This is a genomic window from Martinezella rhizogenes (assembly GCF_000799715.1).
Classification (GTDB): Bacteria; Pseudomonadota; Alphaproteobacteria; order Rhizobiales; family Rhizobiaceae; genus Rhizobium; species Rhizobium rhizogenes_C.
The window spans coordinates 1-20889 of sequence record NZ_JUHG01000014.1 but is presented as its reverse complement, the minus strand read 5'-3'; the positions used below and the strand labels follow the sequence as shown (position 1 = coordinate 20889).

Sequence of the window (20889 nt, the reverse complement as noted above, 5' to 3'; positions counted from 1 at the left end):
AGGACAGAGGCAATCCATGTTTTCCAACCCGGACCTCTATAAATTCATCTTCGGTCGGCTGACGCTCGACGCTATTCCCTATCACGAGCCGATCCTCGTCGTGACCTTCATCGGCGTCGCGATCGGCGGCATCGCCCTTCTGGGCGCACTCACCTATTTCCGCCTCTGGGGTTATCTCTGGAAGGAATGGTTCACCAGTATCGATCACAAGAAGATCGGTATCATGTACATCATCCTGGCGCTGATCATGCTGCTGCGCGGCTTTTCCGACGCGCTATTGATGCGTGCGCAACAGGCGCTGGCCTTCAACGGTTCCGAAGGCTATCTGCCGCCACACCATTACGACCAGGTCTTCACCGCCCATGGCGTGATCATGATCTTCTTCGTGGCGATGCCGATGGTGACGGGTCTGATGAACTTCGTCGTGCCGCTGCAGATCGGCGCGCGCGACGTGTCCTTCCCCTTCCTCAACAACTTCTCCTTCTGGATGACGACGGCCGGCGCTATCATTATCATGATCTCGCTGTTCATCGGCGAATTCGCCCGCACTGGCTGGCTCGCCTATCCGCCGCTGTCGGGGGCGACCTATAGTCCCGGCGTCGGCGTCGACTATTACATCTGGGGCCTGCAGGTCGCCGGTATCGGCACACTTCTGTCGGGCGTCAACCTGGTGGCCACCATCGTCAAGATGCGCGCGCCGGGCATGACCATGATGAAGATGCCGATCTTCACCTGGACCGCGCTCTGCACCAACGTGCTGATCGTCGCTGCCTTCCCGGTCCTGACCGCCGTTCTCGCCCTTTTGTCGCTCGACCGCTACGCCGGCACGAACTTCTTCACGAACGACCTCGGCGGCAATCCGATGATGTATGTCAACCTCATCTGGATCTGGGGCCACCCGGAAGTCTACATCCTGATCCTGCCGGCCTTCGGCGTGTTCTCGGAAGTCGTCGCCACCTTCGCCAGCAAGCGCCTGTTCGGCTACGCCTCGATGGTTTACGCCACCGTGGTTATCACCATCCTGTCGTACCTCGTCTGGCTGCATCACTTCTTCACCATGGGTTCGGGCGCCAGCGTCAACTCCTTCTTCGGCATCACGACGATGATCATCTCGATCCCGACGGGCGCCAAGCTGTTCAACTGGCTCTTCACCATGTATCGCGGCCGCATCCGCTTTGAAGTGCCGATGCTGTGGACCGTGGCCTTCATGGTCACCTTCACCATCGGCGGCATGACCGGCGTCATGCTCGCGGTTCCGCCGGCCGACTTCGTGCTGCACAACTCGCTGTTCCTGATCGCCCACTTCCACAACGTCATCATCGGCGGCGTGCTGTTCGGGATGTTCGCGGGCATCGCCTACTGGTTCCCGAAGGCTTTCGGCTTCAAGCTCGATCCTTTCTGGGGCAAGATGTCCTTCTGGTTCTGGGTCGTCGGCTTCTACTTCGCCTTCATGCCGCTCTACGTGCTCGGCCTGATGGGCGTTACCCGCCGCGTCTCGCAGTTCGACGATCCGTCGTTGCAGATCTACTTCATCATCGCCGCACTCGGCGCCGTGATGATCGCCATCGGCATCGCCTCCTTCCTCATCCAGCTCGTCGTCAGCTTCATCAAGCGCGAAGAGCTTCGCGATGTCACCGGCGACCCGTGGAATGGCCGCACGCTGGAATGGTCGACCTCGTCGCCGCCGCCGGAATATAATTTCGCGCTGACGCCGATCGTTTACGACCACGATGCGTGGTGGGACATGAAGAACCGCGGCTACAAACGTCCGACCGAGGGCTTCATCCCGATCCACATGCCGAAGAGCACCGGCACGGGCATCATCCTCGGCGTTCTCTCCATCGCCTTCGCATTCGGCATGATCTGGTACATCTGGTGGCTCGCCGCCATCACCTTCACCGCCATGATCGTGGTGACGATCGGCCATACCTTCAACTATAAGCGCGACTTCCATATTCCCGCCGACGAGGTCGTGAAGACCGAGGCCGAGCGTACGAAGCTGCTCGCAGGACAGGTATAAGACCCATGACGACCCATACCTCACCCGCTCTCAAGGACGGCGAGACCCCCGCATTCTACATGACGGAGGAGCATCATCCCGAAGGCAGCACCATGCTGGGCTTCTGGATCTACATCATGAGCGACTGCCTGATCTTCGCAGTCCTCTTCGCGACCTATGCGGTGCTCGGCCACAACTATGCGGCCGGTCCGTCGCCGGCCGACCTGTTCGAACTGCCGCTCGTCGCGCTCAACACGGCGATGCTGCTCTTCTCCTCCATTACCTATGGTTTCGCCATGCTGGCGATGGAGAAGAACAACAAGTCGGGAACGCTGATGTGGCTGGCGATCACCGGCCTGTTCGGCGCGGCCTTCATCTATTTCGAGCTCTACGAGTTCTATCACCTGATCCTCGAGGGCGCCGGCCCGCAGCGCAGTGCGTTCTTGTCGGCCTTCTTCACGCTGGTCGGCACCCACGGCCTGCACGTCACCGTCGGCATCGTCTGGCTGATCACGCTGATGGTACAGACCACCAAGCACGGCCTGATCCCCGAGAACAAACGTCGCCTGATGTGCCTGTCGATGTTCTGGCACTTCCTCGACGTCGTCTGGATCGGCGTGTTTTCCTTCGTCTATCTCATGGGAGTTCTCGGATGAGCTCGAACGCCAACCATTCGCATCATTCCACTGACGCCCACGGTCACGACCATGGACATGGCGGCCACGAGGCCAGCCACGGCACGTTTAAGAGCTACATGACGGGGTTCGTCCTCTCCGTCATCCTGACCGCCATCCCCTTCTGGCTGGTGATGGGCAAGGTCTTTGCCGATCCGGTCGTCACCGCGGTGCTGATCATGGTCTTCGGCGCCATCCAGATCGTCGTGCACATGATTTACTTCCTGCACATGAACACCAAGTCGGAAGGCGGCTGGAACATGATGGCGCTGATCTTCACCATCGTTCTGGTGATTATCGCGCTCTCCGGCTCGCTCTGGGTCATGCACCATCTCAACGCCAACATGATGGTCATGTCGCCCGAGATGATGCGCAACATGCCGTAACGACAAAGCGGCGGGCGTCCCCAAAGGATGCCCGCTTCTCTCCGGCGTGATGTTTCCGCCGGTTCTTTTGCGCCTCCGATGGAGTTTAGCGCCTTGACCGATATCCCGACCGACTCTCCCGAAAAACCGCGCTCGACGCTGACGCTCGCCATCTGGGTGATCCTGCTGCTGCTCCTGACCGCCCTGCTCATCGGGCTCGGCACCTGGCAGATGAAGCGGCTGTCCTGGAAGCTGGACCTGATCGCCCGCGTCGACGCCCGCGTGCATGCGCCACCCGTCGCAGCACCCGGCCCGGCGGAATGGTCCGCCATCAATGCTAGCGGCTATGAATACAAGCGCGTCCGGGCGACCGGCACTTTTCTCAACGACAAGGAAACGCAAGTCTATGCCTCGACCGCGCTCGGACCCGGCTACTGGGTGCTGACACCGATGAGAGAGGCTGACGGAACCGTCGTCGTCATCAACAGGGGCTTCGTTCCGACCGCCAAGCGCAATCCGGACACCCGGCCAGCCGGCGAGCTCGCCGGAGAGACCACCGTCACCGGCCTGCTGCGGATCAATGAGCCGAAGGGCACGCTGCTGCGCTCCAACGTGCCGGCGGGAGAGCGCTGGTATTCGCGCGACGTCTCGGCAATCGCGGACGCGCGCGGCCTGCAAAACGTCGCGCCCTATTTCATCGATGCCGACGATACGAAAAATCCTGGCGACCTGCCGGTCGGCGGCCTGACGCAGATCGCCTTCCACAACAGTCACCTGGTCTATGCCATCACCTGGTATGGACTTGCCCTGATAACGCTCGGCCTTGCCGGCTATCTCATCCGTTTCGAACGGCAGCGGGCCAAAGCAGGCCGCTGATCGTTATCTCACTACGCTCGGGAAGCGGAGCTGCCAGCGACGCCCGTCGCTGGTCATCTCCACGATGCCGAGCGGCTCGACGTCGATCGACCAGAAGGCCGAAGGCTGTGCCTGCAGCGCATGCAGGATGGCTGCGCGGATGACGGTCGCGTGTGTGACCGCGACCGCATGGCCGCCATCGCCGATATGGTTCTTCATCCAGTCGCCGACACGCGCAAAGACTGCGGACAGCGCCTCGCCGCCATGCGGTGCCGCATCCAGATCCAGCATCCAGAGCGCCAGGGCTTCCGGATCGCTGTTATTGAGGTCGGCGATGCTCTTCCCCTGCCAGCGACCGTAGTCACACTCCCGAAAGGCAGGTTCGGCGACGCCATCAAGCCCAAGGGCAGCAGCCGTCTGGCGAGCCCTGAGAGCCGGGCTGGACCAGGCCCGGTCCACCGTTCCGAGTTGCTCGGCAAGGATCCTGGCCTGCTGCGCGGCCTTGGCCTCCAGCGGTTCGTCGGCCGGAAAACGGCTGTTGCGGTTGGCCTCGGTCGGCCCGTGGCAAACCCAGCTCAGATGCGCTCTCATGATATCGGATTTCCCCGAGCCGGATGCGCCGCAACCACCCTGGCGGGCAGCGGGCGCGTTGATTGACAATCGTCTTCACAGCCAGATATAAACTCAGACTTACGGGTGTGGAAGCCGGTGAAATCCCGGCGCGGTCGCGCCACTGTAATCGACGGGCGGATACCGCCCCCAGAGAGCCAGACCCTTCCCGTAAAAAACCCTTCCGCAAATGGAACGCGCTTTTCTGAAGAGGGAATGAAATGTCTGATACCGCATTCGCACCATCCGCGATCCCGACGCCGATCCCGCTCGGCCAAATCCTGCCCTGGGCGATCTTCGCCGGTCTTCTGATGCTGCTGGCGATCTACTTCGTCGGCGCAGAGGAAGGCGCGACGTCGCTGATCTCCGGCTCCTATGTGCACGAATTCGTGCATGACGGCCGTCATCTGCTCGGTTTCCCCTGCCACTAAGGGATCAGGAATATGGTTGGACGTCTTTTGCTCCGCGGCATGCTGGTCGGAGCGCTCGCCGGTATTCTTATTTTTATCTTCGCCCGCATCTTCGGCGAACCGCTCGTCGATTGGGCGATCGGCTTTGAGGAAAAGGCGGCGCTTGCCGCCGGGGAAGCATCCGAGCCGGAAATCGTCAGCCGCGCCACACAGGCGGGCCTCGGTCTCTTCACCGGCATCATGATCTACGCAACGGCGGTGGGCGGATTGTTCGCGCTGGTGTTTGCTTTTGTCTATGGCCGCATCAGCTCGCTCGGCGCGCGTGGTACGGCCGCATTGCTCGCAATCGCGGCTTTCGTGACGATTTCGCTGGTTCCCGACCTCAAATATCCGGTAAACCCGCCAGCGGTCGGCAATCCGGACACGATCGGCGCCAGGACTGAACTGTTCTTCATCATGATCGTGGCTTCCATCGTCGGCATGATCGTCGCAGTCGGGTTCGGACGCCGGCTTGTCGCGCGTTACGGCTCATGGAACGGCGTGATCCTAGCCGGCATCGGCTATTTCGTCTTCATCGGGCTGATCCAGTATCTGCTGCCGCCGATCAACGAGGTGCCGGAGCAGTTCTCTGCCATCGTTCTCTGGCAGTTCCGGATCACCTCGCTCGGGATGCATGCGATCCTCTGGGCGACACTCGGCCTTGGCTTCGGGGCATGGGCCGAACGCGATCTGCCGAAGGTTCGCTACGGTCGCACGGCTCTGCGCCGGGCCTGAGATGGCACGCTCAACGCATCCCGCGCATGGTTTTGTGCGCGGGAAACGCCTGATGGGCGGCCGTGCACTGCTTTGGCTGATCTGGTTGATGGCGCTAGGCTGGCCAATATCGGTTGCGGCCCATGGCGGCGGCTCGTCCGGGAGCCATGCCGGCATTCCGATACCAAGCCTGACCCATGGCGAAATGGCTGTGATCGACACCTATTATGGGCGCATCGTCACGCTTGCCGCCGCGGCAACGGATACTGACGAGACCTTTCGCCGTGTCCTGAACTTCGCGCAGATCCAGCGCAGCTATTGCCTCTGGGGCGCGATGCCCGGAAGCGTCAGCGACGAAGAAAGTCCGTTTAACGAATGTTCGCATGCCTATCTCGCCGCCGCCAAGGCGGTGCTGCTGCAAATGCGGACCATGAAGGACGAAATGGTCGCCGCCGGCGATCTCGTCTCCGAAATCGACGCTGTTCTCGTGCGGAACAACCTGTCGCTCATTCTTTGTAGGTTCAGCGGCGAAAGCTTCAACACGGCCGATCTCATCCGGCCAAGACTTTCGGACATCGTCTCGCATGCCAAAAGCCTGACGACGATCCTGCTGGCGCTGCTGGCAGTGGCGGCCGGCATGTGGTGGATCGCGCGTGGTCTGCGGATAAAACCGCTTACAACGGAATAGACGATACCCCGCCGTCACTTGACGGCGGGGTATCTGGTTTTTTACCAATCCCGGCGGCGTTCGCGCCAGCCGTCGCGTTCCCATCGATCGCGATGGGGACGGTGACCATAGTAGCCCCACGGCGGTGGCGGCGCCGGCCTGTAGTAACCGTAGCCGCGCGGCGGGCCCCAGCGTCTCGGCCGGCATTCACCCCAACGCGTCAGGCGCCAGCCGCGGCCGCAGGCATAATCGACCTTGACGACCGGCGTCTCGCCCGCTGTCCTGACGACGGCGGGGATGGACCCAGTGGCGGAAACAGGCATTGCTTCTGCCGAAGATACAGCCAGTCCACCGAGTACGGCAGCGATGGCAAATATAGATAATCTCATCTTGATAGACCCCTATCCAAGTCCCTTACACGCCAATTTAAAGCCCTGACAGCTGAACGCCGGCTGAACCGAACAAGGCATTTTCGCGGCGAAATCAGGATGATGCATGCGAAGTTGCGGCGTCCTCCGCAGACATTAACGCCTAGCGCGCAACACGTATTCGACGACTGGCGGGGCGGCCGGCCAGCGCGCGAAGAGCGCGGCATGCGTCACGAGAGCTTCATCAACCGCGCTTAAAGGGGAAATGTTATTCGCCATAGGGGAGTGCGTGAGATGGTTGATGTCGCTTCAAGCAATGCGGAGGGTGGCAATGCCAATCACCCTATTCACGGCGCGGGCGGCTCCGCCAAATGGTTTCTGCCGCTCTTCGGCGTTGTGGTGCTCGGCGGCCTTGGCTATGTCGGCTATGCTCTTGGAAACGATCTGGCGGAAGCCGCGACTGTCCCGTGGATCCTGCTCGGCCTGGCGCTGCTGATCGCGCTCGGCTTTGAATTCGTCAACGGTTTCCACGATACGGCCAACGCCGTCGCCACCGTCATCTATACCCGCTCGATGCCGGCCGAATTTGCGGTCATCTGGTCGGGATTCTTCAACTTTCTCGGAGTCTTGACCTCTTCCGGGGCCGTCGCCTTCGGCATTCTGGCGCTGTTGCCGGTCGAATTGATTCTGCAGGTCGGCTCCGGCTCCGGTCTTGCCATGGTCTTCGCGCTGTTGATCGCCGCAATCGTCTGGAACCTCGGCACCTGGTATCTTGGTCTACCGGCATCGAGTTCTCATACGCTCGTCGGCTCGATCATCGGCGTCGGCCTTGCCAATCAGTTCCTTGCCCCCGCCGGCTCCGCCACCAGCGGCGTCGACTGGTCGCAGGCGAGCAGTGTCGGTCTGTCGCTGCTGCTGTCGCCGCTGATCGGATTCGGTCTGGCGGCCTTGCTGCTTCTGGTCTCCAAGGCGCTGATCCGCAACAAGGCACTCTATGAGGCACCGAAGGGCAACGCTCCGCCACCAACGTGGATTCGCGCATTGCTGATCTTCACCTGCACCGGTGTCAGCTTCGCCCATGGCTCCAATGACGGCCAGAAGGGCATGGGCCTGATCATGCTCATCCTCATCGGCCTGGTGCCGACGGCATTTGCACTCAACCGCACGCCCGACATCAATTATCTTGAAGCCTACAAGGCCGCCTCCACGCAGGTCGAGGCCGTGCTTGGCAAATATGTGAAGCCAGGCGTCGCAGCACTCGCCGATCCGAAGGCTGCCGTCAGCGACGCGGTGAAGAACAAGACCTGGACCGACACCACGACGCCGGCGCTGCAGGCCTATATCCACGCCACCGGCATCGAAATCGCGTCCTATCCTTCGGTCGAAAAGCTACCGAACGGCCTCGTCGGCAACGTCCGCAACGACATCTACCTGATCGGCGAAGCACTGAAGCTGATCGACAAGCGCAAGCTGCTGCCGATGGGTGCGGATGACCTGAAGGTAGTGACGCAATATCACGCCGCAGTCGACAACGCGACGAAGTTCATCCCGCTCTGGGTGAAGGTCGCCGTGGCGCTGGCGCTCGGCCTCGGCACGATGGTCGGCTGGAAGCGCATCGTCGTCACCGTCGGCGAGAAGATCGGCAAGACACATCTGACCTATGGCCAGGGTGCCGCCGCCGAAGTCGTCGCCATGCTGACGATCGGTGCCGCCGACCATCTTGGCCTGCCGGTGTCCACCACGCATGTCCTGTCCTCGGGCGTCGCCGGCACCATGGCCGCCAACGGTTCCGGACTGCAATGGTCAACCGTCCGCAACATGCTGATGGCCTGGATCCTGACGCTACCCGCCTCGATCGCGCTTGCCTTCACGCTCTTCCTCGTGCTCCGCCAGGTGTTCTGATCGGCCGCCACCCGATCGTGGCGGTTTGGGCCGTGAAATAGTACCAAAAAAATAATGGCGCCCTGCGGAGGGGCGCCACTATCCTTGTCGCTTCACGGAAGCGAGAAATCGCTCTATCTCTTTGTTTTTATACGCATCCGGACGAAAAAACGCGGCACGCTTTTCCTGGGAATGCTCTAGCGGACGCCTTCTTTCTTGTTGCCATTGGCGCCAAGGCCAGAGAGTTTGGCGAGTTCCGACCGACGGTTGGCATAATTCTGCGCCACCATCGGATAGGTCGGAGCAAGACCCCATTTCTGGCGATATTCCTCGGGTGTCATGCCGTAATGGACGCGCAGATGACGCTTCAGCGTCTTGAAGCGTTTGCCGTCCTCAAGGCAGATGATGTAATCGTTCGTCACCGACTTCTTGAGATCGACGGCCGGAACCGGCTTCGTCCGCTCCACCGACGGTGTAGTCCCATCCAGGGCCTGCAGCGCCTCTTGGACATCTGTAATCAACTTGGGAAGATTGCCGATGGGGACGGTGTTGTGGCTGACATAGGCCGAAACAATCTTGACGCAACCATCGAACAGAATATTCGTCTGGGTTTGCGCCGGGTCTTTTTTGTTACTGAAAGCGTCCATGATCGTTTCCCGAATTTCAATTGGTCCGGCGTGCTTCGCCTCGTTTGATTGCGTCATGTCATCACCAATCTTTCGTCTGCATGCCAGGATTGCCGGCCGTATTGAGAATGCCCACGCTCATCGCTGATTCCCTTCCGTCTGGCGCGCCATACCGGCTACGCCTTTGGAAAGATCCTTTGCGGTGTCAGGAAAATAGATGGCCAGCTTGTGGCAGAGCGCCGTGAGAGAGATGCCAAGCATGAAGGCCGCGTGGGTGAGGTTGCCGCTGCAGTGACGGAGCGTCTGGAGGATGAGCTTGCGCTCGACATCTTCCATGGTCTGGCCGACGAGAATGCCGACAGCACTGTCGATCGTGCGCGGCACAAGGTCGTCGTCGCCGGCCGAAAGATGCGCGACAATCTCATCGATCAGCCGCTCTTCGCTCGCCGTCGCCAGAACGATGCCGGCGGCGCGGTCAAGCTCGCAGAAGACATAGAGGCCGTTTTCGGCGTCGATCGTCACCCGCGCGGAGATATTGCCCGATCCAGCGCGAATAATGATATGCGGATCGTCCCCGCTCGCAAGCGCAACCGGCAGGGTGTTGCCGACACCGGAAAACAAGTCCCGCAACTCCTCGAACAACATGTCGAGACGCGCCTGCGCCTGGACGTCGCGCGCCGTCACGGCGGCGGAGAAACCATAATCCCGCGCGAAGGAAAGGCGCTTCATCATTCAACTCCCCTCAAGCCGAATTTGCCTCTTTCCTGCCGAAGCTGCGGCAACCAGGCCGGCCTTGACAGCAGGAAGCCCTGCGCATGCGTCGCGCCCGCCGCGCGCGCCGCCTCGAACTGCGCCTCTGTCTCGATACCCTCGACGACCACCACCGGCGCAATGCAGGAGGCAAAACCGACCATGTGATACAGGCTGTCGCGTCCATCGCGGCCGGGCCTGTTGTCGCGGACGAAGGACGCATCGATCTTGACGATATCGGCCGAGACCCGCAGCAGGTTCGCCGGTGTCGCAAAGCCGACGCCGAAATCGTCGATCGCGATACGGCAGCCGAGCGCGCGGATCATCTTCAACCGCTCTACGGCGGCGCCAATGAGTGGATGTGTTTCGGTGATTTCAACCACAAGCCGCCGGGCAAGATCGGGATGACGGGTGATTCGGCTGAAGATATCGGCGAATCGATCCGGTGCCGACAGATTGGCCGCGGTCAGATTACAGCCAAGTGTGAGCGTTGCATCCGCCGCGAGAGCGGATAGGACCATGTCCAGGATCCTCAGGTCGAGATCGAACCAGTCGTCCAACTGCGGCACGAAGCTGCCCCCGGTGTGAACGACGCCATCGGCATCCGTCACGCGTGCCAGGCTCTCCGCATAAAGAATATCCGCGATGTTCTCGATCTTATGGATCTGCTGCACGGCAAAGCTCAGTCCACCACCAGCAATCGCCTCTAAAATCAGGGCGCTATGGTCATTCTCCGTCTGCTTTTTCCTAGCGGGCATCAAGCCTCCGATAATTGAAGGATCGGCGGCGAGCGGAAATTCGATGGGAAAGCCTCGCGTCTGAAAACGGCGCAAATGGGTGCGGAGCATGGGATTCGTGACACTCAAAATCCGTCTTTTTCATTTCCCAGACACCCTCCAACCCCTATGGGGCTCCCCTGCACCGAGCCGGAAATATTGCACTGAAAACGATAATCAACCCAAGACGGATAACGTCTTTAATATTTAGAGTTACTTTATGCTAATACACTAATGAAGCAGTTCTTGCAAACATTCAATTATAGCGGGTTTTCTTCATTATTGATTCAATTGCTATTAAAATGGGCTATTACAGCTCTATCCATGCGTTTAGAGAAGGCAAACTAGGTATCAGCACAAGCAAGGGCACGCCGACGCCGGCGAATCTACCGCACGGAATCACCTGAAATCCGGTCGTCTGGATCGAACCAGGGCCACCAACCTGTCTTCCGTGCCTGCTGAAGCGCCAGATCCAGCGGTGGAAGCTGGGCGTGCCATAGGCGTTCCCATTCGAGGCTCATGACACCAGCATAATGATCGGCGGCAAGCACGGAGAGCAGCGCCGCCATCGGAAATTCGCCAGTGCCCGGAAGGGCATAACTGTAGGGCAATTTCTCGCTCGGCTTCGAGATGCTATCCTTGACGTGAAGGTGGCGCGTGTTGTGGCGCACCTGCTTCCAGGTTTCGACCGGATCCTGCCCGCCCTTGCGCCATGTATGATGGGTATCCCAAATCAGGGCGCAATCGGGTGCCGCCTCCAGAAAACGGCCGATAGTCTCAGGGCGCACCAGGACATCGTGCGTCTCCACCACCATATCCGCCGTAAAACCCTCGCGGCGGGCTGTTTCGCGCCACCAGTCCAGCGTCGACAGGGCCTCGGCAAGTTCTCCAGCATCGCCGGTGACGCCGCCGTCGAAAACGCGCAGGGATGTGATGCCCACAGCTTCCGCCCAGGGAAGATAGCGCAGGAACGCCTCCTTCGCCTCCGGTGTGGCACCGACAAGACGTAGCGACGTGTTAAGAGCGCAAACGGCGACGGGAGAGCGATCGAGTGCCTGGGCCAGACTCGCCGGCGTACCGAACCGTTCGGTGAAATAGGCCGGCAGATCGATCGTGCCGCCAAGCGCGCGAATCTCGATCGCGTCGAGGCCATGGCGTGCCGCCAGGGCAAGGGCCACATCCAGTTCAAGCTCCGCGCATCCCAGTGTGGAAAATGCCAGCGTCATCCTCTGGGTTCTGGTGTCGTCGTGGGTCACCAAAGCCTCCTCCGCTTGGTTTCTCGATAGGGGCTACGACACGGACAAGGCCATGCGTGCGTCGATCGGCGCGCTTCGGTTCTTGTAGACATGCCGACTCAGGGCGCGGCGTTAGTAACCAAATGGATAATTGCGGGATAGTCCCTGGGCGTCAACCCATCAGCGGCAATGACAACGAAAGCAGCCATCATCGGACCAAGCGTCGAAGGGATATTCCATTGCAAGAAATAGGATATCCCTCACCAGACGATCGGATGCGTCTCTCCGGTCGCGACATTGACGAAGCCCTCGGGCGCCCTTTCGGACGGCGCCACCAGAACCCAGCGCCAAGGCGCGCATGTGAGCGTCGCGAAGGAGAGACGTTCCGGAAAACCCGGCCACCAGCGCGGCGAGAAGGTCGGTTCGTACATCCAGTCGATCTCCGCGCCGGCCGTATAAAGCGCCTGCATTTCCGCATCCAGCTCCTCAGCCGAACGCGCCGTCATCAGGCCGCCGACCTCATAGTGAACACGAGCGACAACCTTGCCGCCGGAGACCAGCACCCAGCCGCCCTGCTGTTCGGCGAGCGCATTGGCGACCATTGCCATCGCCTCGTCGGAGGAACCGACGACCCAGATATTATGCTTGTCATGCCCGAGCGTGGCGCCAAGCGCCGTATCGGCGGTGCGCGGCCCGGTGCCGAGCCAGAACATGCGCGCGACCTTGGCCTCGCCGGAAAAGCGGTCGACGATCGCAAACTTGGTGACGTTGCGGTCATGATCTCGCTGGACCGCACCGTCCGCGACCGGCAAGTCCATGGTGATGAAATCGTCGGCCCAGTGGAAGGGGCGCAGGAGTGCCGCTTTTGCCATCGGTGCATCCGAAGGTGCCGCGATCCGGAAATCCTCAGACGTGACGATCCTGTCGATCTTCACCGTCTTCGTCGCCCATTCCGGCCAGGCGATTTCGGGGAGGACGCCGACAAAACTCTTGCCGTCCGAAGCCGGCTTTCCATCCGCCCAGACCTTGGCGATCGACAGCGTCTCGACATTGTCCAAAAGCACGATATCGGCAAAGCGACCGGGCGCGATCGAGCCGACCCAGGGCGTCAGCCGCATATGCCGCGCCGGATTGATCGTCACGCATTGAATGGCGATCTCCGGTGCCAGCCCGTTTTCAATGGCAAGCCGGACATTATAATCCGTCGCGCCGATCTTCAGCGTGTCCGAGGCGCTGCGATCATCCGTCACGAAGGCGATCTGCGACCAGTCGGAGAGGCCCTTCTCGATCAGCCCCTTGATCACCTCCGGCAACGAATGCGGCCGAAGCTCGATGAAAAGCCCGTGGGTCAGCTTCTCCCAGATTTCGTCCAGGAACCAGCCTTCATGATCCGATGCAAGGCCGGCGCCTGCAAAGGCATTTATCGACGGCAGATCACGCAAGCCGGCACCATGTCCCTCGACAACGCCACGCTGCTCGAACGTGGCGCGGATCATGCCCCAAAGGCGATCGTAAGCCGGATTCTCCGGATTGCTGACCGAGGGCCAGTCCATCACCTCGTCGAGCCCGGCAACCATCAGGCTCTCGGACAGAAACGCCTTCTGCTCGTCATAGCCGAAATGGCCGCCGCCCCATTCATAGGCGGTCGGCGGCACGGCGGAGCCGGGCAGAGGGAAGATCTTCATCGGCGATCCGCGCCTGCGTGCCTCCAGCCAGAACTCCAGATTACGCGGCCCATTGACGTTGGAAAACTCGTGGCTTGCCTCGCAGGTCCAGGTGACGCCATGCGGCATGACCAGCGCTGCCTCCCATTCCGGCGTCAGATGCGAGCTCTCAATATGCTTGTGCGCCTCGCCGAAGCCCGGAACGGCGGCAAGATGCGGCTCCCATACACGCTCGGTGACCTCTCCCGTGTAACTGCCGGCGGGACCAACATAGGCGACACGTCGTCCCTTGATCACGATCTCCTGGTCTTCAAGCCAGGTGCGGCTATGGACATCCAGAAACCGACCGACACGCAACAATCTGTCTGCGGGCCGCCGACCGAGCGCGGTGAGCGTCAGGTCCTGACGGATAAGCACCTCGTCGGCCGCATTGATGAGCAGATCGTCGGGAAGATTTGTGGACAAGGGCGCCATCGGAAGAATGCCTGCGAGAAATTCGGTGGCGCGACCGTAGAACCGACGACAGAATGTGTAAAGCGCATGGCAAAAATTGCGCAAAAGCTAAATCATCTCAGCGATTTGCAAATGAGCGCAGACGAGATCTTACCGTTCGCTCGGCTTGCGACAAAGATTTATCAAAAGCGACGCTTTGCTCAATTGTTAGGCTTGTAAACCCTATGCTCGAAAAATAGTATCCCACCATTCAGACGCCCAGCTCCGATTTCACTGACGATAAGGATTTCGATCATGAAAGGCCTCACTTTGTCCCGCGTCGCGGGCCTTGCCATTCTCGCGGCGACCACCGCCGCACTGCCGGCTTACGCCCAGGCGACGACGCTGACCATCTCCTGGTGGGGTTATAATGGCGAGAAGATGAAGGCCAACATCATCGAGCCCTTCAAGAAGATCTGCGGCTGCGATGTGGTCTTCGAAACCGGCAACAATGCCGACCGTCTCAACAAGCTGAAGCTTCGCGGCGGCAAGGGTGTCGACGTCATTTACCTCACCGACAGCTATTCGCAGATCGGTATCCAGCAGGGGCTCTTTCAGGAGCTCGACCGCGCCAAGCTTCCGAACATCGCCGATCTCTACGATCTCGCCAAGGCGCCGCAGGGCAATTACGGCCCGGCCTATACGATCGGCCGCGTCGGCATCGTCTACGACAAGGCGAAGGTCAATCCGCCGATCACCTCCTGGAGCGATCTCTGGCGCGACGATCTGAAATTGGCCGTCACGCTGCCGGGCATCACCACCACTGCCGGTCCGCTGACTGTTCTGGAAGCCGGCAAGCATGTCGGCGCCGATGCCTTTGAGGATACCGACAAGGCCTTCGAGGCAATCACCGCGCTGAAGCCGAACGTCGTCAAGAACTACAATACCGGCTCGGAACTGGTGAACCTGATTTCCACCGGCGAGGCCAAGGTCGCGCTGGCGCAGGACTTCACGCTCGCCTCGATGCAGGCTGCCGTTCCGACCATGACCTGGGCCAGCCTCAAGGAAGGCGATATGGCCACGCTGAACACCGTCAACATTCCCAAGGGCTCGGAAAATGTTGAACTGGCCCATCAGTTCATCAACTTCATCCTGTCGAAAGATGTCCAGCAGGCGGAAGCCGAGCAGGGCGTCGATGCGCCGGTGTCCACCAAGGTCGTGCTGACGCCAGAGCAGGCAAAGCTCTGGACTTATGGGGCCGACATGATCGCCAAGCTCGGCCGCATCGACTATGCCAAGCTGAACGCCGCGCAGGCGGACTGGATCGATCGCTGGAATGAAATCTTCGGCATGTGATGGCCTGCCCAGCGGAATTTGACGAATGAAGCATCTTGCAAAATGGGGTTTGGCGGCGCCGGCGATGGTCGCCGTCGTGCTTTTCCTGGTCGTCCCGGTGGTCATCACGATCGCCGCGACCTTCATGGAGCCCAAGGGCGTCTTCTCGCCCTACATCGCTTTCTTCAACAGTGGCTTTCGCCGCACCGTGCTTTATCGGACGATCGAGATCGCTCTCATTACCACGGTGATTTCCCTGTTCGTCGGTTTCATCGCCGCCTATGTCATTGCCCAGATGCCGGGCCGGGCGAAGAGCGTGATGATCATCGCCGCCGTCTTTCCGCTCCTGACCGGCGTGGTCGTGCGCTCCTTCGCCTGGCTGATCATCCTTGGCAAGAACGGCATCCTCAACACCATGCTGCTATCGGTCGGCGTCATCAGCGAACCGCTTTCGATGCTCTATAGCGAAGGTTCGGTCATCGTCGCCATGGTCTATCTTTTCGTGCCGCTGATGATCCTGACCCTCGTCGGCGTGCTCGAAGGCATCCCGCAGGACCTGATCCAGGCGTCGACGTCGCTCGGCGCGACGCCGGCGGCAACCTTCCGCCAGGTCATTCTGCCGCTCGCCACCCCCGGCCTTATCGTCGGCGCCGTGCTGGTCTTCACCGGAAGCTTTACCTCCTATGCCACGCCGCAGCTTCTCGGCGGCGAAAAGCAGATGATGATGGGCACATTCCTTTATCAGCGCGCCATGGTAACCTTCGACTGGGTGGGTGCCTCCACCATCGCCGCAATCATGGTCGTGGTGACCATCGGTATCGTCCTGATCATGAGCCGCATCGCCCGGCGTCTCAACCCGATAGCGGTATGACCATGATACAGCGCGTCCACCCCCTGCTGATCACCTTTACCGTCTGCGTCTTCTTCTTTCTGCTGGCGCCGCTCGTCATCATCATCGGCTCCGCCTTCAGCGACACCAGCTACCTGACCTTCCCGCCGCAGGGCCTGACGCTGCGCTGGTTCTGGAACATCTTCGAGATCGAGGCATTCCGCACGACGGCGATCACCAGCTTCGAACTGGCTTTCCTGGGCACGGGTCTGTCGCTGCTGATGGGCATTCCGGCCGCCTATGCCATCAGCCGCTACCGGCTGGAGCTGCCGAGCTGGCTTTCGACGCTGTTCATCCTGCCGATCCTGGTGCCCGAGATCGTCTTCGGCTTCTCGCTGATGAAGTCGATCACCATCAGTCTCGATCTGCCGATTTTCGCCAGCCTGTTGATCGGCCACGCGCTACTCGTCCTGCCCTATTCCGTGCGGGTGGTAAGCGCCAGCCTCGCCAGCTTCGATTTCTCCATCGAGGAAGCGGCAATCAGCCTCGGCTGCCCGCCGGTGAAGACATTCATGACGGTCGTGCTGCCGAATATCCGCGCTGGCGTCATCGCCGCCTTCATCCTTGCCTTCATCACCTCGATCAACGATGTCTCCGTCTCGGTCTTCCTGACCGGACCGGGCATATCAACCCTTCCCATCCAGATCCTTGCCCATATGGAGCAGTTCTTCGATCCAACGATCGCCTCGGTGTCCGTGCTTCTCATGCTCGTCACCGTCGGCGTCATGGCGATCGTCGAAGCGACGCTGGGCCTCACCTTCCTGACAAAGTAGCCGCTCGTGACCGTATCGCTTTCCATCGAAACCATTACCGCCCATTACGGCAGCACCGCCGTGCTGCAGGACCTGTCACTGTCGATCGCCGCCGGCGAACTCGTCTCGCTGCTCGGCTCCAGCGGCTGCGGCAAGACGACGACGCTACGCCTGGTCGCCGGTTTCCTGCAGCCGACGAGCGGCACGATCCGCCTTGGCGATCAGGACCTGACGCGGCTTCCGGCCCACGCCCGCAATATTGGCCTGGTGTTCCAGAACTACGCCCTCTTCCCGCATCTGACCGTGCTTGACAACGTCGCCTTCGGCCTGAAGCAGCGAGGCATCGCCGCTGCGGCGCGTTCGAAGAAAGCGGGGGAAATGCTGGAACGTGTCGGGCTCTCCGGCTTTGGCGATCGCCTTCCCTCTGCCCTTTCCGGCGGCCAGAAGCAGCGCGTGGCGCTTGCCCGCGCCCTTGTCATCGAGCCGCCACTGTTGATGTTCGACGAACCGCTCTCCAATCTCGACGCCAAGCTCAGGATCGACATGCGCGTCGAGATCCGCCAGCTGCAGCGCGCCAACGGCACGACATCGCTTTACGTCACCCATGACCAGGAAGAAGCCTTTTCGATCTCTGATCGTGTCGCCATCATGAATGCCGGCCGCATCATGCAGCTCGACACGCCGGAAGTTCTCTATCAGAAGCCGGCCAACGCTTTCGTCGCCCGCTTCGTCGGCTTTGAGAACCTGCTGACGATGCGGGTGGTCGAACGCAGCGGCGCATCGGTGACCGCAGAAGCCAAGGGCGGCGCCAGGATCACGCTCTCGCAGGACGATTTCGGTCCAATCCCTGACACCTTCATCCTCGCCTGCCGCGCCGACGGCCTTGCGGTTCGCCGCGATGGCGCGGGCCTTCCCGCGGTTCTGGGAACAAGAACCTATCTCGGCCGCGCCTATCAATATCAGTGCACGACGCCAGCCGGCGATATCGTCGCCAACGGGGCTTTGTCGGAGCCTATGGCCGCGGGAAGTACGGCGATGCTCGTACCGATGCCGGAGCAATGCTGCGTTCTGGCTCCGGAGCGATAGACGGCTCAGACTTGTGCGCCGGATTGCCGGAATACAAAGGACGATAGTCAAGGACGGGTAGCAGGCTGACGATCAGGGCCTAGGCGGCAGCCTCATGACAAGGCGACGTCTCCTTTGCTCGCGAGGCGGCGGAGGCTGGGATTATCGTCTGCTACTTTGGCCCGTCATTCTCAAAACTCTTCCCATTCGTTTTGGGCATTGGCGACGGCCGATGCGCCGTTCCCTGTCACGGCAGCCCGCCTTGGTCGAGGCGCGGAGATACCGCTGCTCTGCCAGGCTGGTGCAGCCATGGCCCGTGCCGTCTGCCGAAGTGCTGTGGATTGTGCGGAGGCCATCGCCTGCAGTTTGAACTGGGACACCAGATCGCGAAGCTTGACGGCTTCCATGGCGAGGCTCGCTGACGCTGCGGTCGATTGTTCGACCATGGCCGCGTTCTGCTGCGTCGTTTGGTCCATCGAATTGACAGCCGTATTGACTTCGGCAAGCCCGGTGGACTGTTCCTTTGCGGATGTCGCGATCGCGTTCATATGCTGGTTGATCTCTGCGATCTGCTCGCCGATCGTCTTCAGCGACATGCCGGTATCCAGCACGAGCTTGACGCCGCTTTCAACTTCCGAAGATGACTTCTTAATCAGCCCCTTGATCTCCTTGGCCGCCTGCGCCGAACGCTGCGCCAGCTCACGCACTTCCTGAGCGACCACTGCGAAACCCTTGCCTGCTTCCCCAGCACGCGCGGCCTCGACCCCGGCATTCAGCGCCAGAAGATTGGTCTGGAAAGCAATCTCATCGATCACCCCGATGACGCTGGAAATCTGCTGCGAAGACGCCTCGATAGGCCGCATCGCTTCCTCGGCATGCGATACGACTTCGGCGGACTTTGCGGCGCTGCGATTGGCTTGCGTCGCCGCAGTGCGGGCTTCCTCGGTGCGGCTGCTCGAGTTCGACACATTGGCGGTGATCTGGTCAAGGGCCGCCGCTGTTTCCTCAAGCGAAGCTGCCTGCTGTTCGGTGCGCTTGGAAAGATCGTTGGCCGCTGAGGAAATCTCCCGCGTGCCATCATCGATCGCCGCGATACCGGTCGAGATTGCACCAAGCGCGTCTCCAAGCTGCTTGACCGAACTATTAAAGTCCTGCCGAAGCGCTTCAAAGTCCGGTGAGAACGGTTCTGTGAGCTGGAATGCTAGGTCGCCATCAGCAAGCCGCTTCAACCCGGCTGCGAGACCAGACGTCGCGGCGCGAAGTCGCTCCGCTGCCTCTTCGTCTGCCTGCCTTCTGGCGGCGATGCGGTCGGCTTCGGCTTGCGTTCTAGCTGCCTCTGCGTCCTGCTCGAGTTTCCTGTTGGCGATTGCCGCCTGCCGGAAGACTTCGACGGCCGATCCCATGGTGCCAATCTCATCCGAGCGACCGATAGCCGTACAGGCGATATCGGTGTTGCCATCGGCCAGTGCCTGCATGTCATTGGACAGCATAAGGATCGGCCTGGTGACGGTCTTGCGCGTAAGCCAATAGAGGCTGAAAGAAAATAGCGCGGCCAAGGCCAGAAGAGCCTTCATAAGCATATCGACAAGTGCTTGCGTATCCGCACTATGTTTAGCGGTTGCTTCCGACACCGATCCTATTTGCTCTCCAGCCTGTTCCATCGCCGTTTCAAGAGCGGAAAACTGGCTCATGAAGTCGGGCAGCGACTTCAGCGCGGCCGTCTGATCCTTCGCCGCGAGATCGACCATCTTCGTGGCGCTATCGATATAGGTAAGAAGCGGCGCTTCGATCTTTGCCAGGACATCCTGCGTGGTCTTATCGGTTGCCAGTTTTTTGTTCGCGGCAATCATGTCGCGGAATGACGTCTCATGTTCCGCCAGATCCGCCTTCACCGCATCGGCGCCTATTCCCGCCGCCGGATTGGTCGCCAGCAGCGATGCCAGCACGTCTGCGCGAAGCGCGTCGTGCATCATGTCCGCTTGCATGTGGTTGCGAAGCACCTGTGACGAGCGGGCGACTTCGGCATTGTTCTGCGCCAAGGTTGCCGCCGACCACAGCCCGACGCCCGTGGCGCCCCCGGCCAAAGCGAAAATCGCCACACTTGCAACGATAATCTTATGCTGAATCAATGCCATGCCCGGATCCTCCGCCAATACTCAATGCTAAAAGTAACCAAACAATGTTAATTAATCATCAAACATAAATTTCGGAGATTTGGTCATTATCAGTACGGAATCTGCATGTTTTGGTTTTCAATATTGTTGATGAGCAGTAAAAATAAAGTATCTTAATTGCTCTGCGCTCATATATCTTAATTAATACTTCATTCAGATACTCCGTTACCTCGTCTACACCTTAAAATTTGCAGACGTTTACGGCAATGCTTTCTAACGCATTCCTTATTTCCCCGGTGTAATAGGGCTACCCCGAAACGCCAAAAGCCCCACGAGGGGGCTATTGTTTATCGTGGCTTGTTTTTTTTGGAATGTTTGGTTGCGGGGGCAGGATTTGAACCTGCGGCCTTGAGGTTCTGGTCCTCCGGACGACGCGCTACCATTGCCAGCGAAGATGAAGTCTTCGCGCCAGCGATAGTGGTCTTGGAGGGGAAAGGTTTGGTTGCGGGGGCAGGATTTGAACCTGCGGCCTTCAGGTTATGAGCCTGACGAGCTACCGGGCTGCTCCACCCCGCGTTACCAGCGTAAACCCTTTGGGTTTATCGCGAGTGAGCAAACTCGCAGAGTTTGTCTCACCACAGCAAGTCGGCTTTGCCGGCTTGCGTCATCC

The 20889-nt window shown here is 60.3% G+C and carries 20 protein-coding genes and 1 tRNA gene; 12 read left to right on the top strand and 9 right to left on the bottom strand.

Annotation, left to right across the window (positions count from 1 at the left end; all coding sequences use genetic code 11):
- Nucleotides 1-16: 16 nt before the first annotated feature.
- From cyoB to EX00_RS17545, 4 genes are all read left to right on the top strand, one after another.
- Nucleotides 17-2020, top strand: coding sequence for a cytochrome o ubiquinol oxidase subunit I (cyoB, locus tag EX00_RS17560; RefSeq protein WP_047460547.1), 2004 nt, complete (start codon nucleotides 17-19; stop codon nucleotides 2018-2020).
- Nucleotides 2021-2025: 5 nt separating this feature from the next.
- Nucleotides 2026-2655 (top strand): cytochrome o ubiquinol oxidase subunit III, encoded by a 630-nt coding sequence (gene cyoC, locus EX00_RS17555; protein ID WP_047460545.1) that lies wholly within the window; start codon nucleotides 2026-2028, stop codon nucleotides 2653-2655.
- A complete protein-coding gene (cyoD, locus tag EX00_RS17550) occupies nucleotides 2652-3059 on the top strand; it encodes a cytochrome o ubiquinol oxidase subunit IV (protein WP_047460542.1) in 408 nt (135 codons plus the stop codon). Before cyoC ends, cyoD begins: the two co-directional genes overlap by 4 nt.
- A gap of 93 nt (nucleotides 3060-3152) precedes the next feature.
- Entirely contained in the window at nucleotides 3153-3914 is a 762-nt protein-coding gene (locus EX00_RS17545) for an SURF1 family protein (protein ID WP_047460541.1), read from the top strand.
- 3 nt (nucleotides 3915-3917) lie between these two features.
- Here EX00_RS17545 and EX00_RS17540 read toward each other — a convergent pair whose 3' ends face one another.
- The gene (locus tag EX00_RS17540) at nucleotides 3918-4484 is read right to left on the bottom strand and encodes a histidine phosphatase family protein (RefSeq protein WP_047460539.1); all 567 of its coding nucleotides are present in this window, start codon (nucleotides 4482-4484) and stop codon (nucleotides 3918-3920) included.
- A 239-nt stretch (nucleotides 4485-4723) separates the two neighbouring features.
- Here EX00_RS17540 and EX00_RS17535 point away from each other — a divergent pair, with 239 nt between their 5' ends.
- The 3 genes from EX00_RS17535 to EX00_RS17525 are packed head-to-tail and all read left to right on the top strand — an operon-like array spanning nucleotide 4724 to nucleotide 6353.
- The gene (locus EX00_RS17535) at nucleotides 4724-4933 is read left to right on the top strand and encodes a CbtB domain-containing protein (protein WP_047460536.1); all 210 of its coding nucleotides are present in this window, start codon (nucleotides 4724-4726) and stop codon (nucleotides 4931-4933) included.
- A 12-nt stretch (nucleotides 4934-4945) separates the two neighbouring features.
- On the top strand, nucleotides 4946-5686 hold the full coding sequence (locus EX00_RS17530) for a CbtA family protein (protein WP_047460534.1): 741 nt from the start codon (nucleotides 4946-4948) through the stop codon (nucleotides 5684-5686).
- A 52-nt stretch (nucleotides 5687-5738) separates the two neighbouring features.
- On the top strand, nucleotides 5739-6353 hold the full coding sequence (locus tag EX00_RS17525; protein ID WP_234709048.1) for a hypothetical protein: 615 nt from the start codon (nucleotides 5739-5741) through the stop codon (nucleotides 6351-6353).
- Between the two features lie 41 nt (nucleotides 6354-6394).
- On the opposite strand, the gene EX00_RS17520 is transcribed toward EX00_RS17525, so the two are convergent.
- Nucleotides 6395-6721 carry a GCG_CRPN prefix-to-repeats domain-containing protein gene (locus EX00_RS17520; RefSeq protein WP_047460530.1) on the bottom strand — a complete coding sequence of 109 codons (327 nt, stop codon included), beginning with the start codon at nucleotides 6719-6721 and terminating at the stop codon, nucleotides 6395-6397.
- Nucleotides 6722-6994: 273 nt separating this feature from the next.
- Here EX00_RS17520 and EX00_RS17515 point away from each other — a divergent pair, with 273 nt between their 5' ends.
- Nucleotides 6995-8602, top strand: coding sequence for an inorganic phosphate transporter (locus tag EX00_RS17515; protein WP_047460528.1), 1608 nt, complete (start codon nucleotides 6995-6997; stop codon nucleotides 8600-8602).
- Nucleotides 8603-8778: 176 nt separating this feature from the next.
- Here EX00_RS17515 and EX00_RS17510 read toward each other — a convergent pair whose 3' ends face one another.
- From EX00_RS17510 to EX00_RS17490, 5 genes are all read right to left on the bottom strand, one after another.
- On the bottom strand, nucleotides 8779-9228 hold the full coding sequence (locus EX00_RS17510; protein WP_202903731.1) for a Ros/MucR family transcriptional regulator: 450 nt from the start codon (nucleotides 9226-9228) through the stop codon (nucleotides 8779-8781).
- 117 nt (nucleotides 9229-9345) lie between these two features.
- The gene (locus EX00_RS32275) at nucleotides 9346-9939 is read right to left on the bottom strand and encodes a helix-turn-helix domain-containing protein (protein WP_404944022.1); all 594 of its coding nucleotides are present in this window, start codon (nucleotides 9937-9939) and stop codon (nucleotides 9346-9348) included.
- The gene (locus tag EX00_RS17500; protein WP_047461804.1) at nucleotides 9936-10715 is read right to left on the bottom strand and encodes an EAL domain-containing protein; all 780 of its coding nucleotides are present in this window, start codon (nucleotides 10713-10715) and stop codon (nucleotides 9936-9938) included. The genes EX00_RS32275 and EX00_RS17500 overlap by 4 nt, the downstream gene beginning before the upstream one ends.
- Nucleotides 10716-11119: 404 nt before the next feature.
- A complete protein-coding gene (locus tag EX00_RS17495; protein WP_234709046.1) occupies nucleotides 11120-11989 on the bottom strand; it encodes a sugar phosphate isomerase/epimerase family protein in 870 nt (289 codons plus the stop codon).
- A gap of 239 nt (nucleotides 11990-12228) precedes the next feature.
- Complete coding sequence (locus EX00_RS17490) at nucleotides 12229-14106, bottom strand: adenine deaminase (protein ID WP_047461799.1); 1878 nt, start codon at nucleotides 14104-14106, stop codon at nucleotides 12229-12231.
- Nucleotides 14107-14379: 273 nt separating this feature from the next.
- On the opposite strand from EX00_RS17490, the gene EX00_RS17485 reads away from it, so the two are divergent.
- From EX00_RS17485 to EX00_RS17470, 4 genes are read left to right on the top strand one after another with little or no spacing between them, the layout of a single operon-like run.
- Nucleotides 14380-15420 (top strand): ABC transporter substrate-binding protein, encoded by a 1041-nt coding sequence (locus tag EX00_RS17485; RefSeq protein WP_047460526.1) that lies wholly within the window; start codon nucleotides 14380-14382, stop codon nucleotides 15418-15420.
- Nucleotides 15421-15445: 25 nt separating this feature from the next.
- Entirely contained in the window at nucleotides 15446-16270 is an 825-nt protein-coding gene (locus EX00_RS17480; protein ID WP_047460524.1) for an ABC transporter permease, read from the top strand.
- Between the two features lie 2 nt (nucleotides 16271-16272).
- Nucleotides 16273-17061 carry an ABC transporter permease gene (locus EX00_RS17475; RefSeq protein ID WP_047461796.1) on the top strand — a complete coding sequence of 263 codons (789 nt, stop codon included), beginning with the start codon at nucleotides 16273-16275 and terminating at the stop codon, nucleotides 17059-17061.
- A 6-nt stretch (nucleotides 17062-17067) separates the two neighbouring features.
- Nucleotides 17068-18126, top strand: coding sequence for an ABC transporter ATP-binding protein (locus EX00_RS17470; protein WP_047460522.1), 1059 nt, complete (start codon nucleotides 17068-17070; stop codon nucleotides 18124-18126).
- 170 nt (nucleotides 18127-18296) lie between these two features.
- On the opposite strand, the gene EX00_RS17465 is transcribed toward EX00_RS17470, so the two are convergent.
- Both EX00_RS17465 and EX00_RS17460 read right to left on the bottom strand, forming a co-directional pair.
- Nucleotides 18297-20240 carry a methyl-accepting chemotaxis protein gene (locus tag EX00_RS17465; protein ID WP_047460520.1) on the bottom strand — a complete coding sequence of 648 codons (1944 nt, stop codon included), beginning with the start codon at nucleotides 20238-20240 and terminating at the stop codon, nucleotides 18297-18299.
- A 478-nt stretch (nucleotides 20241-20718) separates the two neighbouring features.
- Nucleotides 20719-20795: transfer RNA gene (locus tag EX00_RS17460), tRNA-Met, on the bottom strand.
- Nucleotides 20796-20889 lie beyond the last annotated feature (94 nt).